Below are 15142 nucleotides of genomic sequence, written 5' to 3'. Positions count from 1 at the left end.
ACCATATTTAAAGGCACGGTCTGTATGAAAGTTGGGCAATTTTCGAGGTCCCGCGGTCCTGCAGACCGCTCCCCACCGAGGTTCGTGAATGTCGAATGCAGCTCAGGCCTACGCACGTACGTCAACCACCACGGCGTCGCCCCGTGAAATCGAAGCGCAGGCGCTGTTAAAGGCTGCACGACAGCTTCAGGAAGTCCAGACGAACTGGAATGGGCCCGACAAGGCGATGCAGAACGCCCTGCTGTTCAATCGCCGCCTGTGGTCGATCTTCATGAGCGCAGCTCAGGCCAATGACAATCCTCAGCCGCTCGAAGTGCGCCAGAACATCACCAATATCGGTGTGTTCGTGATGAAGCAGACTGTCGAGATGCAGATCAACCCGGATCCGGCGAAGCTGAAGTCGCTGATCGACATCAACTGCAACATCGCCGCCGGCCTCGCTGGCCGCGGCTAGGCAGGGTGGAGCGGCTGGAATGGCCGATATGATGAGCATCCTGGCGGCCAACTACAAGGCCGTCGGGCTGAACGTTCCCTCCAAGACGCCATACGTGCCTGTTGATCCCGAACTCTACGAGGGCAACTGGACCGGCAAATACGCCAACAACAAGTCGTTCAAGATCCAGGTCACGAACGTCACGGGCTTCCGCGCCAAGGTGCACTACGAGAGCGAGGGTACCAGCAAGTATCAGGAGGTCCTGATCAAGGATCAGGCGTTCCGGATCGGCGATACCAAGTTTACGCTGACCGCGATCGGCACGGCGCTGATCAAGAATGTGGTCACCGATGCCGCGACCGGGGCGACCTATCTCGACCAAGCCTACGCCCAGCGTCAGGGTTGAGATCAGGCCCTGCGGTCGGTGGCGCCGAGACGCGTCGGCGCTTCCTTGGTCAGATCGAGCGTGCGGAAATAGGCGCGGCGGCGCAGCACCGCTTCTTCGGGAAACTGCCTCACCACCTGGCTCGTGCGGTTGTCGACGACCTGATAGACGACGGAAGCGGCGTCGCGATCGATAATGACTTGATTGGAAACTGAAGCGTTGACGACGTTGGAATTGATGCTGGCACGCGTGCCCGCGTCGGCAGCGGTGACGCTCCGGCTCGGCGGCAGATCAGTTGGGACAGCATTCTGCGCCGCCTCGCTGACGGGAGCGGTGATCGGCGCTGCAACCGGTACCCCGACCGGCTTGATGCTGAAATCTGTACTCATTACAGCCTCCTAGTGCCTGCGCACTAGCTAATGCTTCGAGTCAAATCCCAACCCTCCTTAAACCGCAACTATAGGCGGCACCTCTCAATAGGTTGTTAGGGAACGCGCTGAACGCTCCGCTTACAGCAGCACGACAATTTTAGCGAAATCGCCTGTTCTTGCCTGGACGCGTTTTTCTTCACGCGAACCGGCGCCCACTTCGCTTTCGTTAGAGCGACCGGCTGACCGCGAGCGGCGTGATCTGACGCGGTCCCGGCGCGGCGCGCCGGCCGGCGGCAGTATAGGTATTCGGCATATTGCGGCGCTGCATCTCGCTGTTGACGCCGCGCACGATGCCCTCGGAGACCGCATGCGCGGTGGCAAGGACGGTGAGGTTGACCTGCAGCATCGCGCGGAAGGTGTCGTGATGGCGGCGCAGCGTGTTCAACAGATCGGGTGCCGCCTGTGTCAGCTGCTTCTGCGCGGCCTTCACCCTCTCGACCGCAACCATGTAGCGGCGCGACAATTCCGATTTCTGCGCTTCCAGCATCATCGCCTCGCGTATCTTGCCGGCACGAACCAGCTCGGTCTCGCGCTCGGTGATGCCGAGCAGTGCGCTCATCACGTCCATCAGCTCTTCCGCGAGTTTGCGGATTTCGGCAGGTGTCGAAGCTGACGGCTTGACGGCTTGCGCTGGCGCCGGCCGTGATTGAAGACGCTGGTTCATCTTGTCCTGATCCCCTCGAGATTAGCTGGCGCCGCCTGCCTGCTGCAGGATCAGCGTGCGGAACACTTCGTTGGAAATGCCGACGCCGCCGGATTTCGCGAACGATTTCGAATATTCTTCCGTCAGCATCGAGCGCCACATACCGGTGCCGGGTGTATCGCCAAATGGACCTTCGCCCTTGATGCCGCTGGTCATCTGCGAAAACATCGAATTGAGGAACAGCGCCTCGAAATCCTGCGCCTTCGCGCGGGCCTTCGCCTGCAGCTCCGGCGACACCTTCGTCAACGCTTCCGCCAGTTGCGGATCGTTGCGACCGTTGTTGCGCGGTGCGCGATAGGGATTGGTGACGGCGTCGACGAATCCGCTCTGCATCACATCACCTCGATGTCGGCCTGGATCGCGCCGGCGGCCTTGATCGCCTGCAGGATGCTGATCAGGTCACGCGGGCCGATCCCGAGCCCGTTCAATCCATCGACGAGTTGCTGCAGCGACACGCCGTCCTTCACGACAGCGAATTTCTTGCCATCTTCGGTAACCTGTACATTCGAACGCGGCGTGACGACCGTTCGTCCCAGCGACAGCGGATTGGGCTGGCTCACTTGCGGGGTCTCGGAGATCGATACCGTGAGATTGCCTTGCGCGACTGCCACGGTGGCGACGCGGACATCGCGGCCCATCACGATGATGCCGGAGCGCTCATCGATCACGATCTTGGCGGCAAGGTCCGGATCGACCTGCAATTGCTCGATCTCGGTCAGGAAGGCGACGACGTTGCCCTTGAACTCGGAGGGGATGTTGAGCTGCACGGTCGAGGGATCGATCGGTTCGGCAGTCTTGACGCCGAGGAAATCGTTCACCGCCGCCGCGATGCGCTTGGCGGTGGTGAAGTCGGCGTTGCGCAGCGCAAGGCGGACATTGGGCAGGCGGTTGAGCGTGAACTCGATCTCGCGCTCGATGATCGCGCCGTTGGCGATGCGGCCAACGGTCGGCACGCCGCGCACGATCTTGGCGGCTTCGCCTTCGGCCTGGAACCCGGAGATCGCGAGCGTGCCCTGTGCGACGGCATAGACGTTGCCATCGGCGCCGAGCAGGGGGGTGACGAGCAGGGTGCCGCCGCGCAGGTCCTTGGCGTCGCCGAGCGCGGAGACGGTGACGTCCATCCGTGTACCCTGGGTGCCGAAGGCCGGCAGATTGCCGGTGACCATCACGGCGGCGACGTTGCCGGTGCGGATGGTGGCGCCGCGGATGTTGACGCCCATCCGTTCCAGCATCGCCTGCAGCGATTGCTTGGTGAAGGGGATGTTGTTGAGCGTATCGCCGGTGCCGTTGAGGCCGACCACGAGGCCGTAGCCGATCAACTGGTTTTGCCGCACGCCTTCGATATTGGCGAGGTCCTTGATCCGCGACGTCGCGCCGGCCGGCAAAGCGGCCAGCGCAAGCACGAGCCATGCGGCGCAGGCGGCTGCGAAATATTGTGCCAAACGGATGCCGGGCATCCCTGTGCTCCCCTCGAGGTCTTCCACCGGACCGGCACGCCACTCCCATAGCGGCGGTCCGCGCATTCATCATGCGAGCGCCGTGCCATGCCTGGCCGGTACATCAAGACATTGATATCTTTATTGAAATTGTGTGATCTCCATTTGCCCGCGATTTGCCGCCGGCGTCGAAACTGCCGGTTGGCGGCAGATTTTGCCGGGTCGTTTACGGACCATTAACCATGAGGGGACGAAGGTTCCGCCCAGCACGCCCGCGGGATCATCGACGATGCGCATCTCAGGACCGAACGGCACCACGCTTGGAACGCCCGCGAACGGCACGCGGCGGGCCGGCTCGAGCAGCTTCTCGCTGCCGGAACCCTCGACGGAGGCGGGCGAGGTCCGCTCCGGCGCCGCGCCGAAGGCTGCCGGCAATATCGACGCGCTGCTCGCGCTGCAGGGGGTCGAGGAGGACCTCGTGGAACGGCGGAAGCGCTCGGTCGCGCGGGGCCGCGGCGCGCTCGACGTGCTCGACGAACTCAAGATCGGCCTCCTGGCCGGAAATCTGGAAGCGACGACCGTGGCGCGGCTGCGCGATGCCGCCGCCAGCTTGAAATCCTCGTCCGGCGATCCCGGCCTCGATGCGGTCCTGTCCGAGATCGAGCTTCGTGTCGAAGTCGAATTGGCCAAGGCCGGCCAGGCCTGAGGTCGATCGCCTCGGAAGCGATTCGCTTGGTCGGGTCGGCGCGGATTTAATCCCGTCCGCCCGGCAAAAAGGGCTGATCCGGGCCCTTCATTCCCAAGGCTGTGCGCGCCGGACGCGCTGGCCCGGCGGAGTGGGGCCAACTTGCCTGTGTAAGGGGGCGGAAATGGCTCCTCCGAGCGGTTCTGCCGATATTGTCTGTCACATGAGGTAGCTATATAAGGCGCCGCGCGGATGACCCATTTTCGTCCGCCTGACAGGGACATGGACTGCCTTTGGAAAAGCTGAAGAACTACCGGCCTTCTGAAAAAGAGCCTTTCATGAACGAGCGTCAGCGCGACTATTTCCGCGCCAAGCTGCTGGCCTGGAAGGATGAGATCCTCCGCGAATCGAAGCTCACGCTGCAGACCTTGCAGGAAGAGAACGTCAACCACCCCGACCTTGCCGACCGTGCCTCCTCCGAGACCGACCGTGCGATCGAGCTGCGCGCCCGCGACCGCCAGCGCAAGCTGATCTCCAAGATCGATGCCGCACTGCAGCGCATCGAGGACAACACCTACGGCTATTGTGAGGAGACCGGCGAGCCGATCTCCCTCAAGCGCCTCGAGGCTCGTCCGATCGCAACGCTCTCGGTCGAGGCCCAGGAGCGCCACGAGAAGCGCGAAAAGGTCTATCGCGACGAGTAGGGCTGGGCTCGCGGCGGTGCCATTGAAACCGCCCATCCGGCGGAGGTCGTGTCGCGCCCGTCATGATGAAATCCATTCTCAATGCCGCTTCGGTCTTCTTGCCCGGTCGATGATCCCGGCCGCCGCCGTTTGCGGCGTTCCATCGTGAAGCCACCAAGCGACATTCAGGCGAGTTCGGCGCCGAGTGTCGCTTCGCGCGCCGTATAGCTGCGCGAGCCGTAGGTCTTCGACCAGACCAGCAACTCCCGGAACGCCGGCGACAGGCCGTAAGCGGCGTCCGTCAATTCGTATTCCACCCGCAGCGGCTTTTCGGCAAGCACGGTGCGAAGAACCAGGCCGTCGCGTTCGAGCTCGCGCAGTTGCGCGGTCAACATGTGCTGGGTGATGCCGTCGAGGGAGCGGCGGAGGGCGCCGAAGCGTATCGCTCCGTTCATCAGCGCCAAAAGAATTTCGAGTTTCCATTTGCCGCCGAGCGCGTGAATGGCGTGCTTGAAACCGTCGAGCAGTGCCGGATCGGGTGCACAGCCTGCGCATTCGGCGGAATCGCAAGGCGACATAGTATTGTTTTCCATACCGGTCTCGAACTTCATCCTACTTGTCCCGCTGCAGATAGTAGCCCAGATGCGGATATTGCAGGCCGGCGCAGCGAATTTCCGCGCCGAGGCCGAAGGACCGGGAAAGGCTTTATCGGATGAGCACCGTTTTGGTTACGGGTGGATCGGGCTTCATCGGGGTGCACACTATCCTGCAGTTGCTGATCGCAGGCCACAAGGTGCACGCCACGGTGCGCCAGCCGGAGCGCAGCAAGGATGTGCTCGCGATGCTGCACCAGGGCAAGGCGCCGTCGCCCGAGAGTGTATCCTTCTTCACCGCCGATCTCACGCAGGATGCCGGCTGGCGCGAGGCGGTGGCGGGTTGCGATTACGTGCTGCATGTCGCATCTCCGCTCAGCAGCAGTGTGCCCAGGGACGAGAACGAGATGATCATTCCCGCGCGCGACGGAACGTTGCGCGTGCTGCGGGCCGCGCGCGAGGCCGGCGTCAAGCGCGTCGTCATCACGTCGTCGATGGGGGCGATCGGCTATGGCCATCCGCCACAGGCGCAGCCGTTCGACGAGACGAGCTGGACCAACCTCGATGGCGACGACGTGTTCGCCTACGTCAAATCGAAGACGCTCGCCGAGCGCGCGGCCTGGGACTTCATCGCGAAAGAGGGCGGCGGGCTGGAGCTGTCCGTCGTCAATCCGGCCGGCGTGTTCGGGCCGGCCTTGGGGCCGGATTTCTCCGGCTCGATCGACATCATCAGGATGCTGCTCAACGGCGCGATGCCGGCGGTGCCGCGGATCTATTTCGCCGTGGTCGATGTGCGCGACGTGGCGGACCTGCATCTGCGCGCGATGACCTCGCCCGCGGCGCGCGGCGAGCGCTTCATCGCGGTCGCCGGAGAGCCGATGTCGATGCTCGACATCGCCAACCTGCTGCGGCGCGAACTCGGTTCCGCCGCGCGGCGGGTGCCGCGCTTCCAGGCTCCGGACTGGGTGGTGCGTCTGGCCGCAACCGGCGTTCCCATGCTGCGCTATGCCGTGCCGATGCTCGGCAAGGTCCGCCGCTCCACCAGCGCAAAGGCTCGCGAAAAGCTCGCCTGGACACCGCGCCGCGATGCCGACGCGATCCTTGCGACCGCCGAAAGCCTGATCAGGCTCGGCCTTGTCAAGGCGTGAGCGCGTATGTGACGCGCTTGTCAAGCACGCGCCGTGGTGCTGAATTGCCATCTCGACAACGCAATCCGGGAGGTGGCCATGGACAGGACCGCAGCGGCCGCAAAGGCCATCGCCACCGCTCGGCGCAACCGTGCGCCGCTGGCGGCGCTGCCGGTGGATCTCGTCCCGGCCGATGAGGATGAGGGCTATGAGGTCCAGCGCGCGGTCCATGACCTGTTGCTGCCGAAGCTCGGCGCGCTCGTCGGCTACAAGATCGGCTGCACCAGCGCGGTGATGCAGGAGTATCTCGGGATCCACCATCCTTGCGCCGGCGGCGTGTTCGAGAAGGGCGTGTATGAGAGCGGCGCCGAGCTCAAGATGGCCGATTATGTCCGCGTCGGCGTCGAATGCGAAATCGCGGTGAAGCTGGCGCGCGACCTTGCGCCCGGCGAGGCGCCATTCACCGCCGAATGGGTAGCGGAGGCGATCGCGGAGTATCAACCCGCGATCGAGATTGTCGACGACCGCTATGCGAAATGGGAGGCGATGGGCGCGCCGACGCTGATCGCGGATGACTTCTTCGCCGCCGGCTGCGTGCTCGGCAGCGCAGTGCCGCGCATCACCGCGCCCGATCTGCTCGACGTCAAGGGCCGCGCGCTCATCAATGGCGAGGAGGTGGCGAGCGGCACCGGCGCCGACGTGCTCGGCCATCCCCATCACGCGCTGGCCTGGCTCGCCAACCATCTCGCCGCCGAAGGCAAGGGCCTGCACGCCGGACAGGTCGTGCTGACGGGCAGTCTCGTGAAGACGATATGGCTCAACGCCGGCGACAGCGTCGTGATGGAGCTCACCGGATTGGGCAAGGTAAAGGCCACGTTCGCGTGATGCGATGTAATTCGAGTGCGCTTCTCTCTCGTGGTCGTCGCCCGAGACGACGAGGGCATCTGCTTCGAATGTCAAACCGCGGTCTTGTAGGATGGGTTTCGCTTCGCTCTACCCCATCCTACGATTGTCGTCCTCGCTTCCGCCAGGACGAAGGCGTCATTGCGAGCGGAGCGAAGCAATCCATTTCTCCGCTTGTGGAGACATGGATTGCTTCGTCGTTTCGCTCCTCGCAATGAGGGCGGCGAGTTCTGATTCAAATTTCAAACAGCTTCTCCACGGTCATCGTGCGCCACCGGGTCGGCGCAAAGCGCCGCCCGATGACAGGCTCCGGCGGACGATCCAGTATTCCAGAGGCGGTGGTGCTTACGCTCAGACGCCGCAGGTTGCTGGACGCCCCGCCTGCGCGGGGCATGACGGTGGAGTAGGGATGTGAGTTCGCGATCTCGCGGCGCGAGAGGCGCGCGGCTCAACACATTCGACGGTGAATGGGCAAGTTCTGCCCGGCGATATTTTCCCGCGCTCGTGAATGAATCGCATCATTCGGTGTCACTGCGGTGATCGTTGCAAGTCGCGGACTATCACAGTCGAAAAAGGCGGCGCGATCCACGATTGGCGCCGTCGCCGCCGCTCACCATCTGCATTGCATGGCATTCAGCAAAGTCCAGGAGACCAAGATGAAATATGCATTGATCGTCGCCGCCGGCGTCGTCGCCGCGGTGACTTTCGCCAGTCCGGCATCGGCGCAGGCCGTGATCGAAGATCCCGGCTACTGCGCACAGTTCTATCCCGACGCCAATTGCCAGAATATCGGGCCGGGTAATCCTTACACCGACGGCAACTGGCGCAACGATTGGCCGCCGGCACGACACGCCTTCATCGAACGGCATGCACGCCACCAGCGTCATCTCAGCCATCACGAGATGAATGGCAGGGCAGGTTGACTTATCCAACCGCGAACGGCTTGGCGGGGCGATGGCGGTCGGTCTGGCCTTGCGGCAGCCTGGTCACGCCGGGCTGCGTGGTGGCACGCCTGGCGCTGCGCTCCGGCGACGGCTCGGCGCTGGGAAACAGGTTGGCTTCGAAATGAACGCCCGGCGCCTGAGGCGCGGTGCCGGAGCAAACCGCGGTCTCGCCCTTGAAGACCCCGGTCAGCCTTGCCTCGACCTCGTCGACACCGAACACGGTGGTCGGACCTTCGGCATAGCGCTTGGTCGTCAGCGTCGCGGTGAACCGCTCTTCGTCGACCTCGTAAGTGCCGCTATAGGTGAACATGCAGTCGCGGCCCGATATCTTGCCATTTGCAAGATAGACGATCCCGGTGCCTTCGCCGTGCGGCGTCCGAAACCAAACGGCATATTCGCCATCCTTGATCATCGAACACACCCGTAACGAGAGAATCTGCGTTGCGCACTACCTAAAGCGCGATGCCGCCGACTTCCAGCGAGCTAGGACGCAAGGGTTAATGCGGAGTGAAAGGTGCGCATAGAATCGTGATCATGCCTCACACAGACGTGGACCCCTCCTCCTCGTCGGAGGAGTGGCGCGCTCCGCGCGTCACGCTCTTACGCTTCGTTCCTGGGCGTATATTTGCCCATGACGCATTTGTAGCTCTTCAGCTTCCACTCGTGATACGGCCCCTTGCTGAGCCAGTCGGCGATGCCGATTTGCGCATTCACGCTGCAGGCCGCCATGGTGATGCCGGATTGCTCACTGTTGGTGACGACTTTCTCAAGACAAAGCGGGCCATTGCAGAGAATAGCGACGAGCGTAACAAGCATTTTGACCTTCGGTTGATTGGGGATTACCCGGTTGGATTGGGTTATGCAGGGTTCATGCCAGCGATTGGACTTGCATGATCACATCTCTTCGAAACGTGATCTGGCTCCAGCTCTGTCTGGCACAGTGTACGTAGTTTTCCGGGGTATGCTTCCGATGCAGAGGAGCCCGGCGTTCCCAGCGCTATTTGCAGGCCGGATTGGCGGCATCCGCGATCGCGAGGAATGTGATGCTGGCCGGCGCGAGGTCGAAGCGTGATGCTGCGACTGGTTGGCCTTGCAGCACAGGCAATTCATCATTCGCAGCGAGCTTCAGTTCGCGACCATTCAGGCGCACGCGGGTGTCGGTGAGCTTGGCCGCGGTCAGGCTATAGCGTCTTGCCATTGCAGAGAACGCGAGCGACCGCGGCGCCACCCGATCAGTATTGATGGCAAGCAATGCGACGCCGCCCGCCTTGCCGCGCAGGCAATGTGCATAGAGATATAGTCCCGGCGTCGCCGCGGAGCCGGCGTCGAGCACGATCGTGCCCATCAGTTTTCGCCAAAGCAATGCCGCCCAATAGCTCGGCCGCGGCGTGAAGTCTTTCTCTTCCAGTAGACCGTAATCGCTGGCGGCAAGCGTGTTGTGCATGACGACTTGCACCTGACGCTTCGCCATGCGCCCGAGCGTGTCGATATAACGAAAGCTGTCGAGGAAGGTTGAGCTCCAGGGATTGCCGCCGCATGCAGCATCCGCTGTTTCCGTGATCCACAGCGGCTTGCCGGGTGCGAACCGGTCACGCAAGCCTGCGTAAAAGGACGCCGCGCGCTCGATCCCCGATAACCAGTCTTGCGATAGCGCCTTGCTGTCGCGCGCCGCAGCCGAAGGCACCGTCTTGCTGCAACGTGGCGAGAGCGCGCCGTAGTAGTGGAAGGAGATCGCGTCGAACACGGGGCCTGCTGCCGTCAGCAGTTTCTCGCTGCCGAGCGCGTCGCCCGATCCGCCTGCGCTCACGGTGCCCGGGCCAAGCAGGATCGTATCCGGCGACGCGCGCCTGAGGAATGGCTCGAACACCGCGATGTCGCGTCCGAAGCGCGCCGCATCATAGCCGGCCGGCGCGCCGCCGATGGCGAGGTCAGGCTCGTTCATGAATTCGGCCGCCGCGATGTTGCCGCCGAGCGAACGCGTCGCCGCGATCAGCTTCTCCGCCTGCGTCGCCGTCCAGATGCCGCCGGCGCCGCGGGCTCCGACGCCTGTGGCAAAGGAGGTGACGAGCCTCGCGTCCACCTCGCGCGCGAAGTCGATGACGCCCCTCCACTGGCTGCGTGTCAGCGCGCCGCTGAAGCCGGGCGGTAGCGCACGCGCGCTGTCGTTGATGTCATCGAAGTAGGTAGTGTTGGCCCAGGTGCCGCTCACACGCAGATAGGCCGGCCCCAACGCCGCGGCGAGCTTGCGCAGGCGCGGATTGGCGAGATCGATCGGCTTCCGGTAGGCGTACATCGCGGGATCCCTGCTGCTGGGGACGCGATCGGCTTTCGACGAAGGTTTGCGCCGATCGGCGTAGGGACGCCAGAAGTGTCCACCGGTCACCTCGACCATCTCGATATTGTAGGATTGAAAACGCTCGTCGACCGAACCAACGCGCGCCATGGTCGCGGGCGCAAGCGCGATGCTTGGGTCAGCCGCTGATGTGGACGGCCCGCACAGGATGGCGATTGCGAGGCCGATCAAGACGCGTTGCACCGAACGCTCATTTTGCTTGGCATACGATAATTCTACACCAAAGCGATGAGAAGAGGTGGGCTTGCATCCGCGATGGAAACTGCGCGCCCTCTCCCGCTTGCGGGAGAGGGCGGGGTGAGGGTGTCTCCACGACGGGACTCTTCGTGGGGAGAGGGCCCTCACCCGACGCTTGCGCGCCGACCTCTCCCGCAAGCGGGAGAGGTGACTCTCAAGGCCGCTCCGCGGCGAGGTTGCCGAAAGTGAGGTGCAGGTTCTCCTTCTCCCGCAAGCAAGCGCGAGAGGTGAAGCGACGTGGGCGCCAAAAAGCCGCGGCCCTCGCCAGGGGAGCTAGCGAGGGCCGCGTTGGTACACTTCATTGCGCCTAGGTTCGCAAGTGAAGTGTGGGAGCTCGTGAAAGGAGAGGCGCGCGCCGGGGCTTGATCCCTCCCTGACCCTGCCCTTGAAGTAAGGGGAGGGAAGAAGACGTCAGAACGGCAGCAGCACGTCCATCACCTGCTGGCCGTAGCGGGGCTGCTGGACGTCGGTGATCTGGCCGCGGCCGCCATAGGCGATGCGGGCCTGGGCGATCTTGCTTGAATCGATGGTGTTGTCACTCTGGATGTCCTCGGGCCGGACGATGCCCGCCACGATCAGTTCGCGGATCTCGAAGTTGACGCGGATCTCCTGCTTGCCTTCGACCACGAGGTTGCCATTCGGCAGCACCTGCGTGACGACGGCGGCGACGTTGGTCTGCAACGCTTCCTGCCGGTTCACCGAGCCCTTGCCGTCGCTGGAGGAGGTCGAGTCCGTAGTGAGGATTTTGCCCGGCAGGACCTTCAGCGGCTGCGTAACCGTTTGCGAGCCGAGGAAGTCGCTGATCTCCGAATCTTCCTTGGCGGTGCGGCTGCGCTGGGTCTCGTTGGCGATGTTGGCCTTGTCGGTGAAATTGACCGTGACCGTGAGCAGGTCGCCGACGCGCGCGGCGCGCTGGTCCTTGAAGAAGGCTCTGGAGCCGTTGCGCCACAGCGAGTTCGGGCTGTAGGAGGCCACTTCCGGTTTCGGCATCGGCATCTGCACCGGCTTGTAGCCGGGCTGCGTGGTCGGATTTTCGATCGCGGTCAGCTTCGGCTGTTCGCCGATCTGCGAAAGGCGGTCGATCGAGGAGCAGCCGCTGGCGAAGATGCCGAGCGTGAGCAGGGCGCCGGTGAGGACGAAGCGGTTGATACGGTAAGCGGACATCACAATTACTCGGCTTTCGAGGCGACTGAACTGACGTTGGCGACGGCGACGGGGTTTGCTTGCCCGGCGGGCGCGAGCGAGGCGGTAGGTTCAGGGGCAGGCGCTGCGCGCGGCGCGGTGATCGTGACCTGGCCGCGGCCGGTGACGGTGCCGGAGACGACGCGCTTCGACTGCAGGTTCATCACGCTGACGACGTCGCCCTCGGTGCCGCCGTCGAGCGCCTTGCCGCGGATGGTGAGATAAAGCCCGGCGGCCTGATAGATCAGCGTCACGCTCTGGTCGCGGGTGACGAGGTCGGGCCTGACGAGATCGGCGGTCTTAAGCGCCTGTCCGGTGCGGAGCTGGCGGCGGGCCTGCATGCCGACGGCAGTGTCACGGAGGGCGAGGTCGGTGCCGACCTCGCTTTTCGCCCGGCGCTCGACCACCACGTCCGAATGCTTCAGCACTTCGCCGCGCTCGACATTGCGCGCCAGCACGGCGGCTTCGATGGTCTCGACCGCAATGCCGGTGAAGCGGAGCCTCGCCGGCGCGGCGCCGGTCTCGTTCGCGATCTCGAAAGTAACATCGAAGCGGTTATTGCGCGCGTCGTAGCGGAGGGCGACCGGCTGCAGGTTGCCGGAATTGGTGGCTTCCAGCCTGACATCGCCGACGTCGCGGTCGAAGCTGATATTGAGATTGGCGGCCTCGCCAAGGCCGTTGCGGCGCTCCAGCGTGCGGGCCACCGCTTGCTCGATCTCCTGCCGCTCGATCGCGCGGACGGCGCGCGTCACCGAAATCTCCTTGAGGTCGCGGGTGTCGACGCCGATCACCTGATGGGTGCGCAGCGCGGCGAGCACCTGCGCGACCGGCAGTGCGCCTGTGGTGCCGAGGTCGGGCGCGCGGTAGATCGGCGTGGCGCCAAAGCTGCCGGCGTTGTCGACGAGGTCGCCGATGCGGACGATGTCGCTGGTCACCGTGACGTTGGCGCGCAGCGTCGGCGGGGCAATGACATCGCTGCGGTCCCGCGCGACGGCGTCGCTGCGGCTCTGCGCGACCGCATTGGTGATGGAAGCGGCAAAGAGCAGCGCGGCGAGGAGAGGGGAGCGGGCGAACATGATCACTCTCCCTCAGCGGAACAGGTTGGAGGTGGATTGCAGCATCTGGTCGGCGGCGCTGATCACCTTGGCATTCATCTCATAGGCGCGCTGGGCCGCGATCAGGTCGGAGATTTCCGAGACCACCTCGACATTGGCCTGTTCGAGATTGGACTGCTGCATGTCGCCGAAGCCATCGGTGTTGGCGATCCCGTCCTGCGGCGTGCCCGAGGCTGGCGTGTCGACGAACAGGTTGTCGCCGATCGGCTGCAGGCCGGCCTTGTTGATGAAGCGCGTCAGCCCGATCTGGCCGACCAGGGTCGGCGTGGTCGAGCCCGGCAGCATCACCGTCAGCTGGCCCTGCGCGTTGATCGTGATCTGCGAGGAGTTCTGCGGGATGGTGATGGTCGGCTGCACCGGGTTGCCCTGCGCGTTAACGACGCGCCCCTGCTGATCCATCATGAACGAGCCGTCGCGGGTATAGGTGAAGGTGCCGTCGGGCATCTGGATCTTGAAGAAGCCTTCGCCGCGGATTGCGATGTCGAGATCGTTGCCGGTCGGCGACAGCGTGCCCTGGCTCATCAGGCGCGGCGTGCCGACAGTCTTGACGCCGCCGCCGAGATCGATGCCGACCGGCAGGATCGTGCCCTGGTCGGAGGCCTGCGAGCCGACGCGGCGCACATGGTCGTAGATCAGGTCCTGGAACGCGGCGCGCTGCTTCTTGTAGCCGGTGGTACGCAGGTTCGCGATGTTGTTGGAGATCACCTGAACGTTGAGTTCCTGTGCCGCCATGCCGGTCGCTGCGGTGTAAAGAGCGCGCATGTTTCAGTCTCCTGTCGTCTTGAGCATGATCTCTTCGGAAAACCGGTTTCCACTTTTCCTGATCATGCTCTAGGCCGGAACGTCGGCGAGCTTGTCGATCGCCGATTTGTGCAAATCGCCCTGCTGCTGCAGCAGTGCGGAGATCTGGGTGTAGGTCCGCGTGATCTCGATCATGCGGCCCATCTCGGTGACGGAATTGACGTTGGACTTCTCGATGAAGCCCTGGCGCAGCCGCGACGTGGTGTCGGGCGCGGCGGGGTTGCCTTCGCCGGCGGAATAGAGGTTGTTGCCTTCCTTCAGGAGCTGCTGCGGCTGCGCGAAATTGACCACGCGCAGCTTGCCGCGGATCGAGTCGATGCGGCCAGTGCCTTCGAGCACGCTGACGTAGCCGTCCGTGGCGATGTTGATGTCCTTGTCGGTCTGCTGGAACACGATCGGGCCGGCATTGCCGAGCACGGGATAGCCGGACTGGGTGACGAGCTGGCCCTGATTGTTGACCGTCAGATTGCCGTCGCGCGTGTAGCGCTCGCCTTCGGGCGTCTGCACCACGAGGAAGCCACTGCCATCGATCGCGATGTCGAGCGGGTTCTTGGTCTCCTGCGTCGGCCCTTGCGAGAAATCGTGGAAGGTGGCGCGGTCATGGACGAAGGAGACACGGCGGTCGGAGGGGGCAAAATTGTCCTCATGCGCGCCGGACCTCAGGAATTCCTGGAACAGCGAGCGGTCGGCCTTGTAGCCGTTCGTCGTGATGTTCGCGATGTTGTTGGCGACGACATCCATCTGCCGTTCCAGCACAACCTGCCGCGATAGTCCGACCAGAAGCGTATTCTGCATCGGCGGTTCTCCCCTTTCGTGGACGGCCCGCGGAAAGAGGTTCTCCCAAACCTCACACCCCCGGACCTCGTGAACCCTTGGGCTCTCCCAAACCCGCCGGCTCGCACTGTCTTCAGCGAAAGCCGTGCCAAGTCTGAAAGCGATGATTTTTGAGAGGGTTAGACGGTCAGCCGGGGGCGGAGAGGGCGGCAGAAAGGTCTTGTTGACCATGTTTGCCCGGCAGTTTTTTCCTAGTTGAGGGGCAATCGAAACAAACCGTTAACCATTCTTACCCTAGCGTTGCACCGTTACAGAGCGCGCGTGCGCTGGCGGCATCGGTATTGCGTCTCAAAGGGC

Annotated in this window: 19 protein-coding genes; 7 read left to right on the top strand and 12 right to left on the bottom strand. The window is 63.7% G+C overall.

All coding sequences use genetic code 11. From position 1 onward, the window contains the following. Positions 1–88 precede the first annotated feature (88 nt). Both flaF and I6F35_RS35440 read left to right on the top strand, forming a co-directional pair. Positions 89–454: a flagellar biosynthesis regulator FlaF gene (flaF, locus tag I6F35_RS35445; RefSeq protein ID WP_225122276.1), complete on the top strand. Its 366-nt coding sequence runs from the start codon at positions 89–91 to the stop codon at positions 452–454. A 19-nt stretch (positions 455–473) separates the two neighbouring features. Next, positions 474–839, top strand: a complete 366-nt coding sequence (locus I6F35_RS35440; RefSeq protein WP_225122275.1) for a hypothetical protein — start codon at positions 474–476, stop codon at positions 837–839. Between the two features lie 2 nt (positions 840–841). Here I6F35_RS35440 and I6F35_RS35435 read toward each other — a convergent pair whose 3' ends face one another. The 4 genes from I6F35_RS35435 to I6F35_RS35420 form a co-directional block, all read right to left on the bottom strand. Then, on the bottom strand, positions 842–1207 hold the full coding sequence (locus tag I6F35_RS35435; protein ID WP_225122274.1) for a flagellar protein FlaG: 366 nt from the start codon (positions 1205–1207) through the stop codon (positions 842–844). Positions 1208–1415: 208 nt separating this feature from the next. Next, the gene (locus I6F35_RS35430; RefSeq protein ID WP_225122273.1) at positions 1416–1913 is read right to left on the bottom strand and encodes a hypothetical protein; all 498 of its coding nucleotides are present in this window, start codon (positions 1911–1913) and stop codon (positions 1416–1418) included. A 21-nt stretch (positions 1914–1934) separates the two neighbouring features. Then, positions 1935–2285: a flagellar assembly peptidoglycan hydrolase FlgJ gene (flgJ, locus tag I6F35_RS35425; protein ID WP_225122272.1), complete on the bottom strand. Its 351-nt coding sequence runs from the start codon at positions 2283–2285 to the stop codon at positions 1935–1937. Further along, positions 2285–3409, bottom strand: coding sequence for a flagellar basal body P-ring protein FlgI (locus tag I6F35_RS35420; RefSeq protein WP_225122271.1), 1125 nt, complete (start codon positions 3407–3409; stop codon positions 2285–2287). The genes flgJ and I6F35_RS35420 overlap by 1 nt, the downstream gene beginning before the upstream one ends. Before the next feature lie 268 nt (positions 3410–3677). Between I6F35_RS35420 and I6F35_RS35415 the strand changes: the two genes are divergently transcribed. Together I6F35_RS35415 and dksA are read left to right on the top strand one after the other, a co-directional pair. After that, positions 3678–4094, top strand: a complete 417-nt coding sequence (locus I6F35_RS35415) for a flagellar assembly protein FliX (RefSeq protein ID WP_225122270.1) — start codon at positions 3678–3680, stop codon at positions 4092–4094. A 317-nt stretch (positions 4095–4411) separates the two neighbouring features. After that, on the top strand, positions 4412–4777 hold the full coding sequence (gene dksA, locus I6F35_RS35410) for an RNA polymerase-binding protein DksA (protein WP_196237262.1): 366 nt from the start codon (positions 4412–4414) through the stop codon (positions 4775–4777). A gap of 164 nt (positions 4778–4941) precedes the next feature. Here dksA and I6F35_RS35405 read toward each other — a convergent pair whose 3' ends face one another. Continuing rightward, complete coding sequence (locus tag I6F35_RS35405; protein WP_225122269.1) at positions 4942–5349, bottom strand: helix-turn-helix domain-containing protein; 408 nt, start codon at positions 5347–5349, stop codon at positions 4942–4944. A 119-nt stretch (positions 5350–5468) separates the two neighbouring features. On the opposite strand from I6F35_RS35405, the gene I6F35_RS35400 reads away from it, so the two are divergent. The 3 genes from I6F35_RS35400 to I6F35_RS35390 all read left to right on the top strand — a co-directional run bounded on the left by I6F35_RS35400 (position 5469) and on the right by I6F35_RS35390 (position 8302). After that, the gene (locus I6F35_RS35400) at positions 5469–6497 is read left to right on the top strand and encodes an aldehyde reductase (RefSeq protein WP_225122268.1); all 1029 of its coding nucleotides are present in this window, start codon (positions 5469–5471) and stop codon (positions 6495–6497) included. A 78-nt stretch (positions 6498–6575) separates the two neighbouring features. Then, positions 6576–7361: a fumarylacetoacetate hydrolase family protein gene (locus I6F35_RS35395; RefSeq protein ID WP_225122267.1), complete on the top strand. Its 786-nt coding sequence runs from the start codon at positions 6576–6578 to the stop codon at positions 7359–7361. A gap of 674 nt (positions 7362–8035) precedes the next feature. Then, positions 8036–8302 (top strand): hypothetical protein, encoded by a 267-nt coding sequence (locus tag I6F35_RS35390; protein ID WP_225122266.1) that lies wholly within the window; start codon positions 8036–8038, stop codon positions 8300–8302. Between the two features lies 1 nt (position 8303). On the opposite strand, the gene I6F35_RS35385 is transcribed toward I6F35_RS35390, so the two are convergent. The 7 genes from I6F35_RS35385 to flgF form a co-directional block, all read right to left on the bottom strand. Continuing rightward, positions 8304–8735, bottom strand: a complete 432-nt coding sequence (locus I6F35_RS35385) for a hypothetical protein (protein WP_225122265.1) — start codon at positions 8733–8735, stop codon at positions 8304–8306. A gap of 188 nt (positions 8736–8923) precedes the next feature. After that, entirely contained in the window at positions 8924–9139 is a 216-nt protein-coding gene (locus tag I6F35_RS35380; protein WP_225122264.1) for a hypothetical protein, read from the bottom strand. A gap of 181 nt (positions 9140–9320) precedes the next feature. Further along, entirely contained in the window at positions 9321–10859 is a 1539-nt protein-coding gene (locus tag I6F35_RS35375) for a hypothetical protein (RefSeq protein WP_225122263.1), read from the bottom strand. 465 nt (positions 10860–11324) lie between these two features. After that, positions 11325–12077 carry a flagellar basal body L-ring protein FlgH gene (flgH, locus tag I6F35_RS35370; RefSeq protein WP_225122262.1) on the bottom strand — a complete coding sequence of 251 codons (753 nt, stop codon included), beginning with the start codon at positions 12075–12077 and terminating at the stop codon, positions 11325–11327. Between the two features lie 5 nt (positions 12078–12082). Continuing rightward, a complete protein-coding gene (gene flgA, locus I6F35_RS35365; protein WP_225122261.1) occupies positions 12083–13171 on the bottom strand; it encodes a flagellar basal body P-ring formation chaperone FlgA in 1089 nt (362 codons plus the stop codon). Between the two features lie 12 nt (positions 13172–13183). After that, a complete protein-coding gene (gene flgG / locus I6F35_RS35360; protein WP_225122260.1) occupies positions 13184–13972 on the bottom strand; it encodes a flagellar basal-body rod protein FlgG in 789 nt (262 codons plus the stop codon). Positions 13973–14041: 69 nt separating this feature from the next. Then, a complete protein-coding gene (gene flgF, locus I6F35_RS35355; protein ID WP_225122259.1) occupies positions 14042–14806 on the bottom strand; it encodes a flagellar basal-body rod protein FlgF in 765 nt (254 codons plus the stop codon). Between the last annotated feature and the right edge of the window lie 336 nt (positions 14807–15142).

Origin of the sequence: Bradyrhizobium sp. BRP22 (genome assembly GCF_020194175.1) — a bacterium.
Taxonomy (GTDB): domain Bacteria; phylum Pseudomonadota; class Alphaproteobacteria; order Rhizobiales; family Xanthobacteraceae; genus Bradyrhizobium.
The sequence above is the reverse complement of the archived record's forward strand: the minus strand, read 5'-3'. Positions and strand labels throughout refer to the sequence as shown.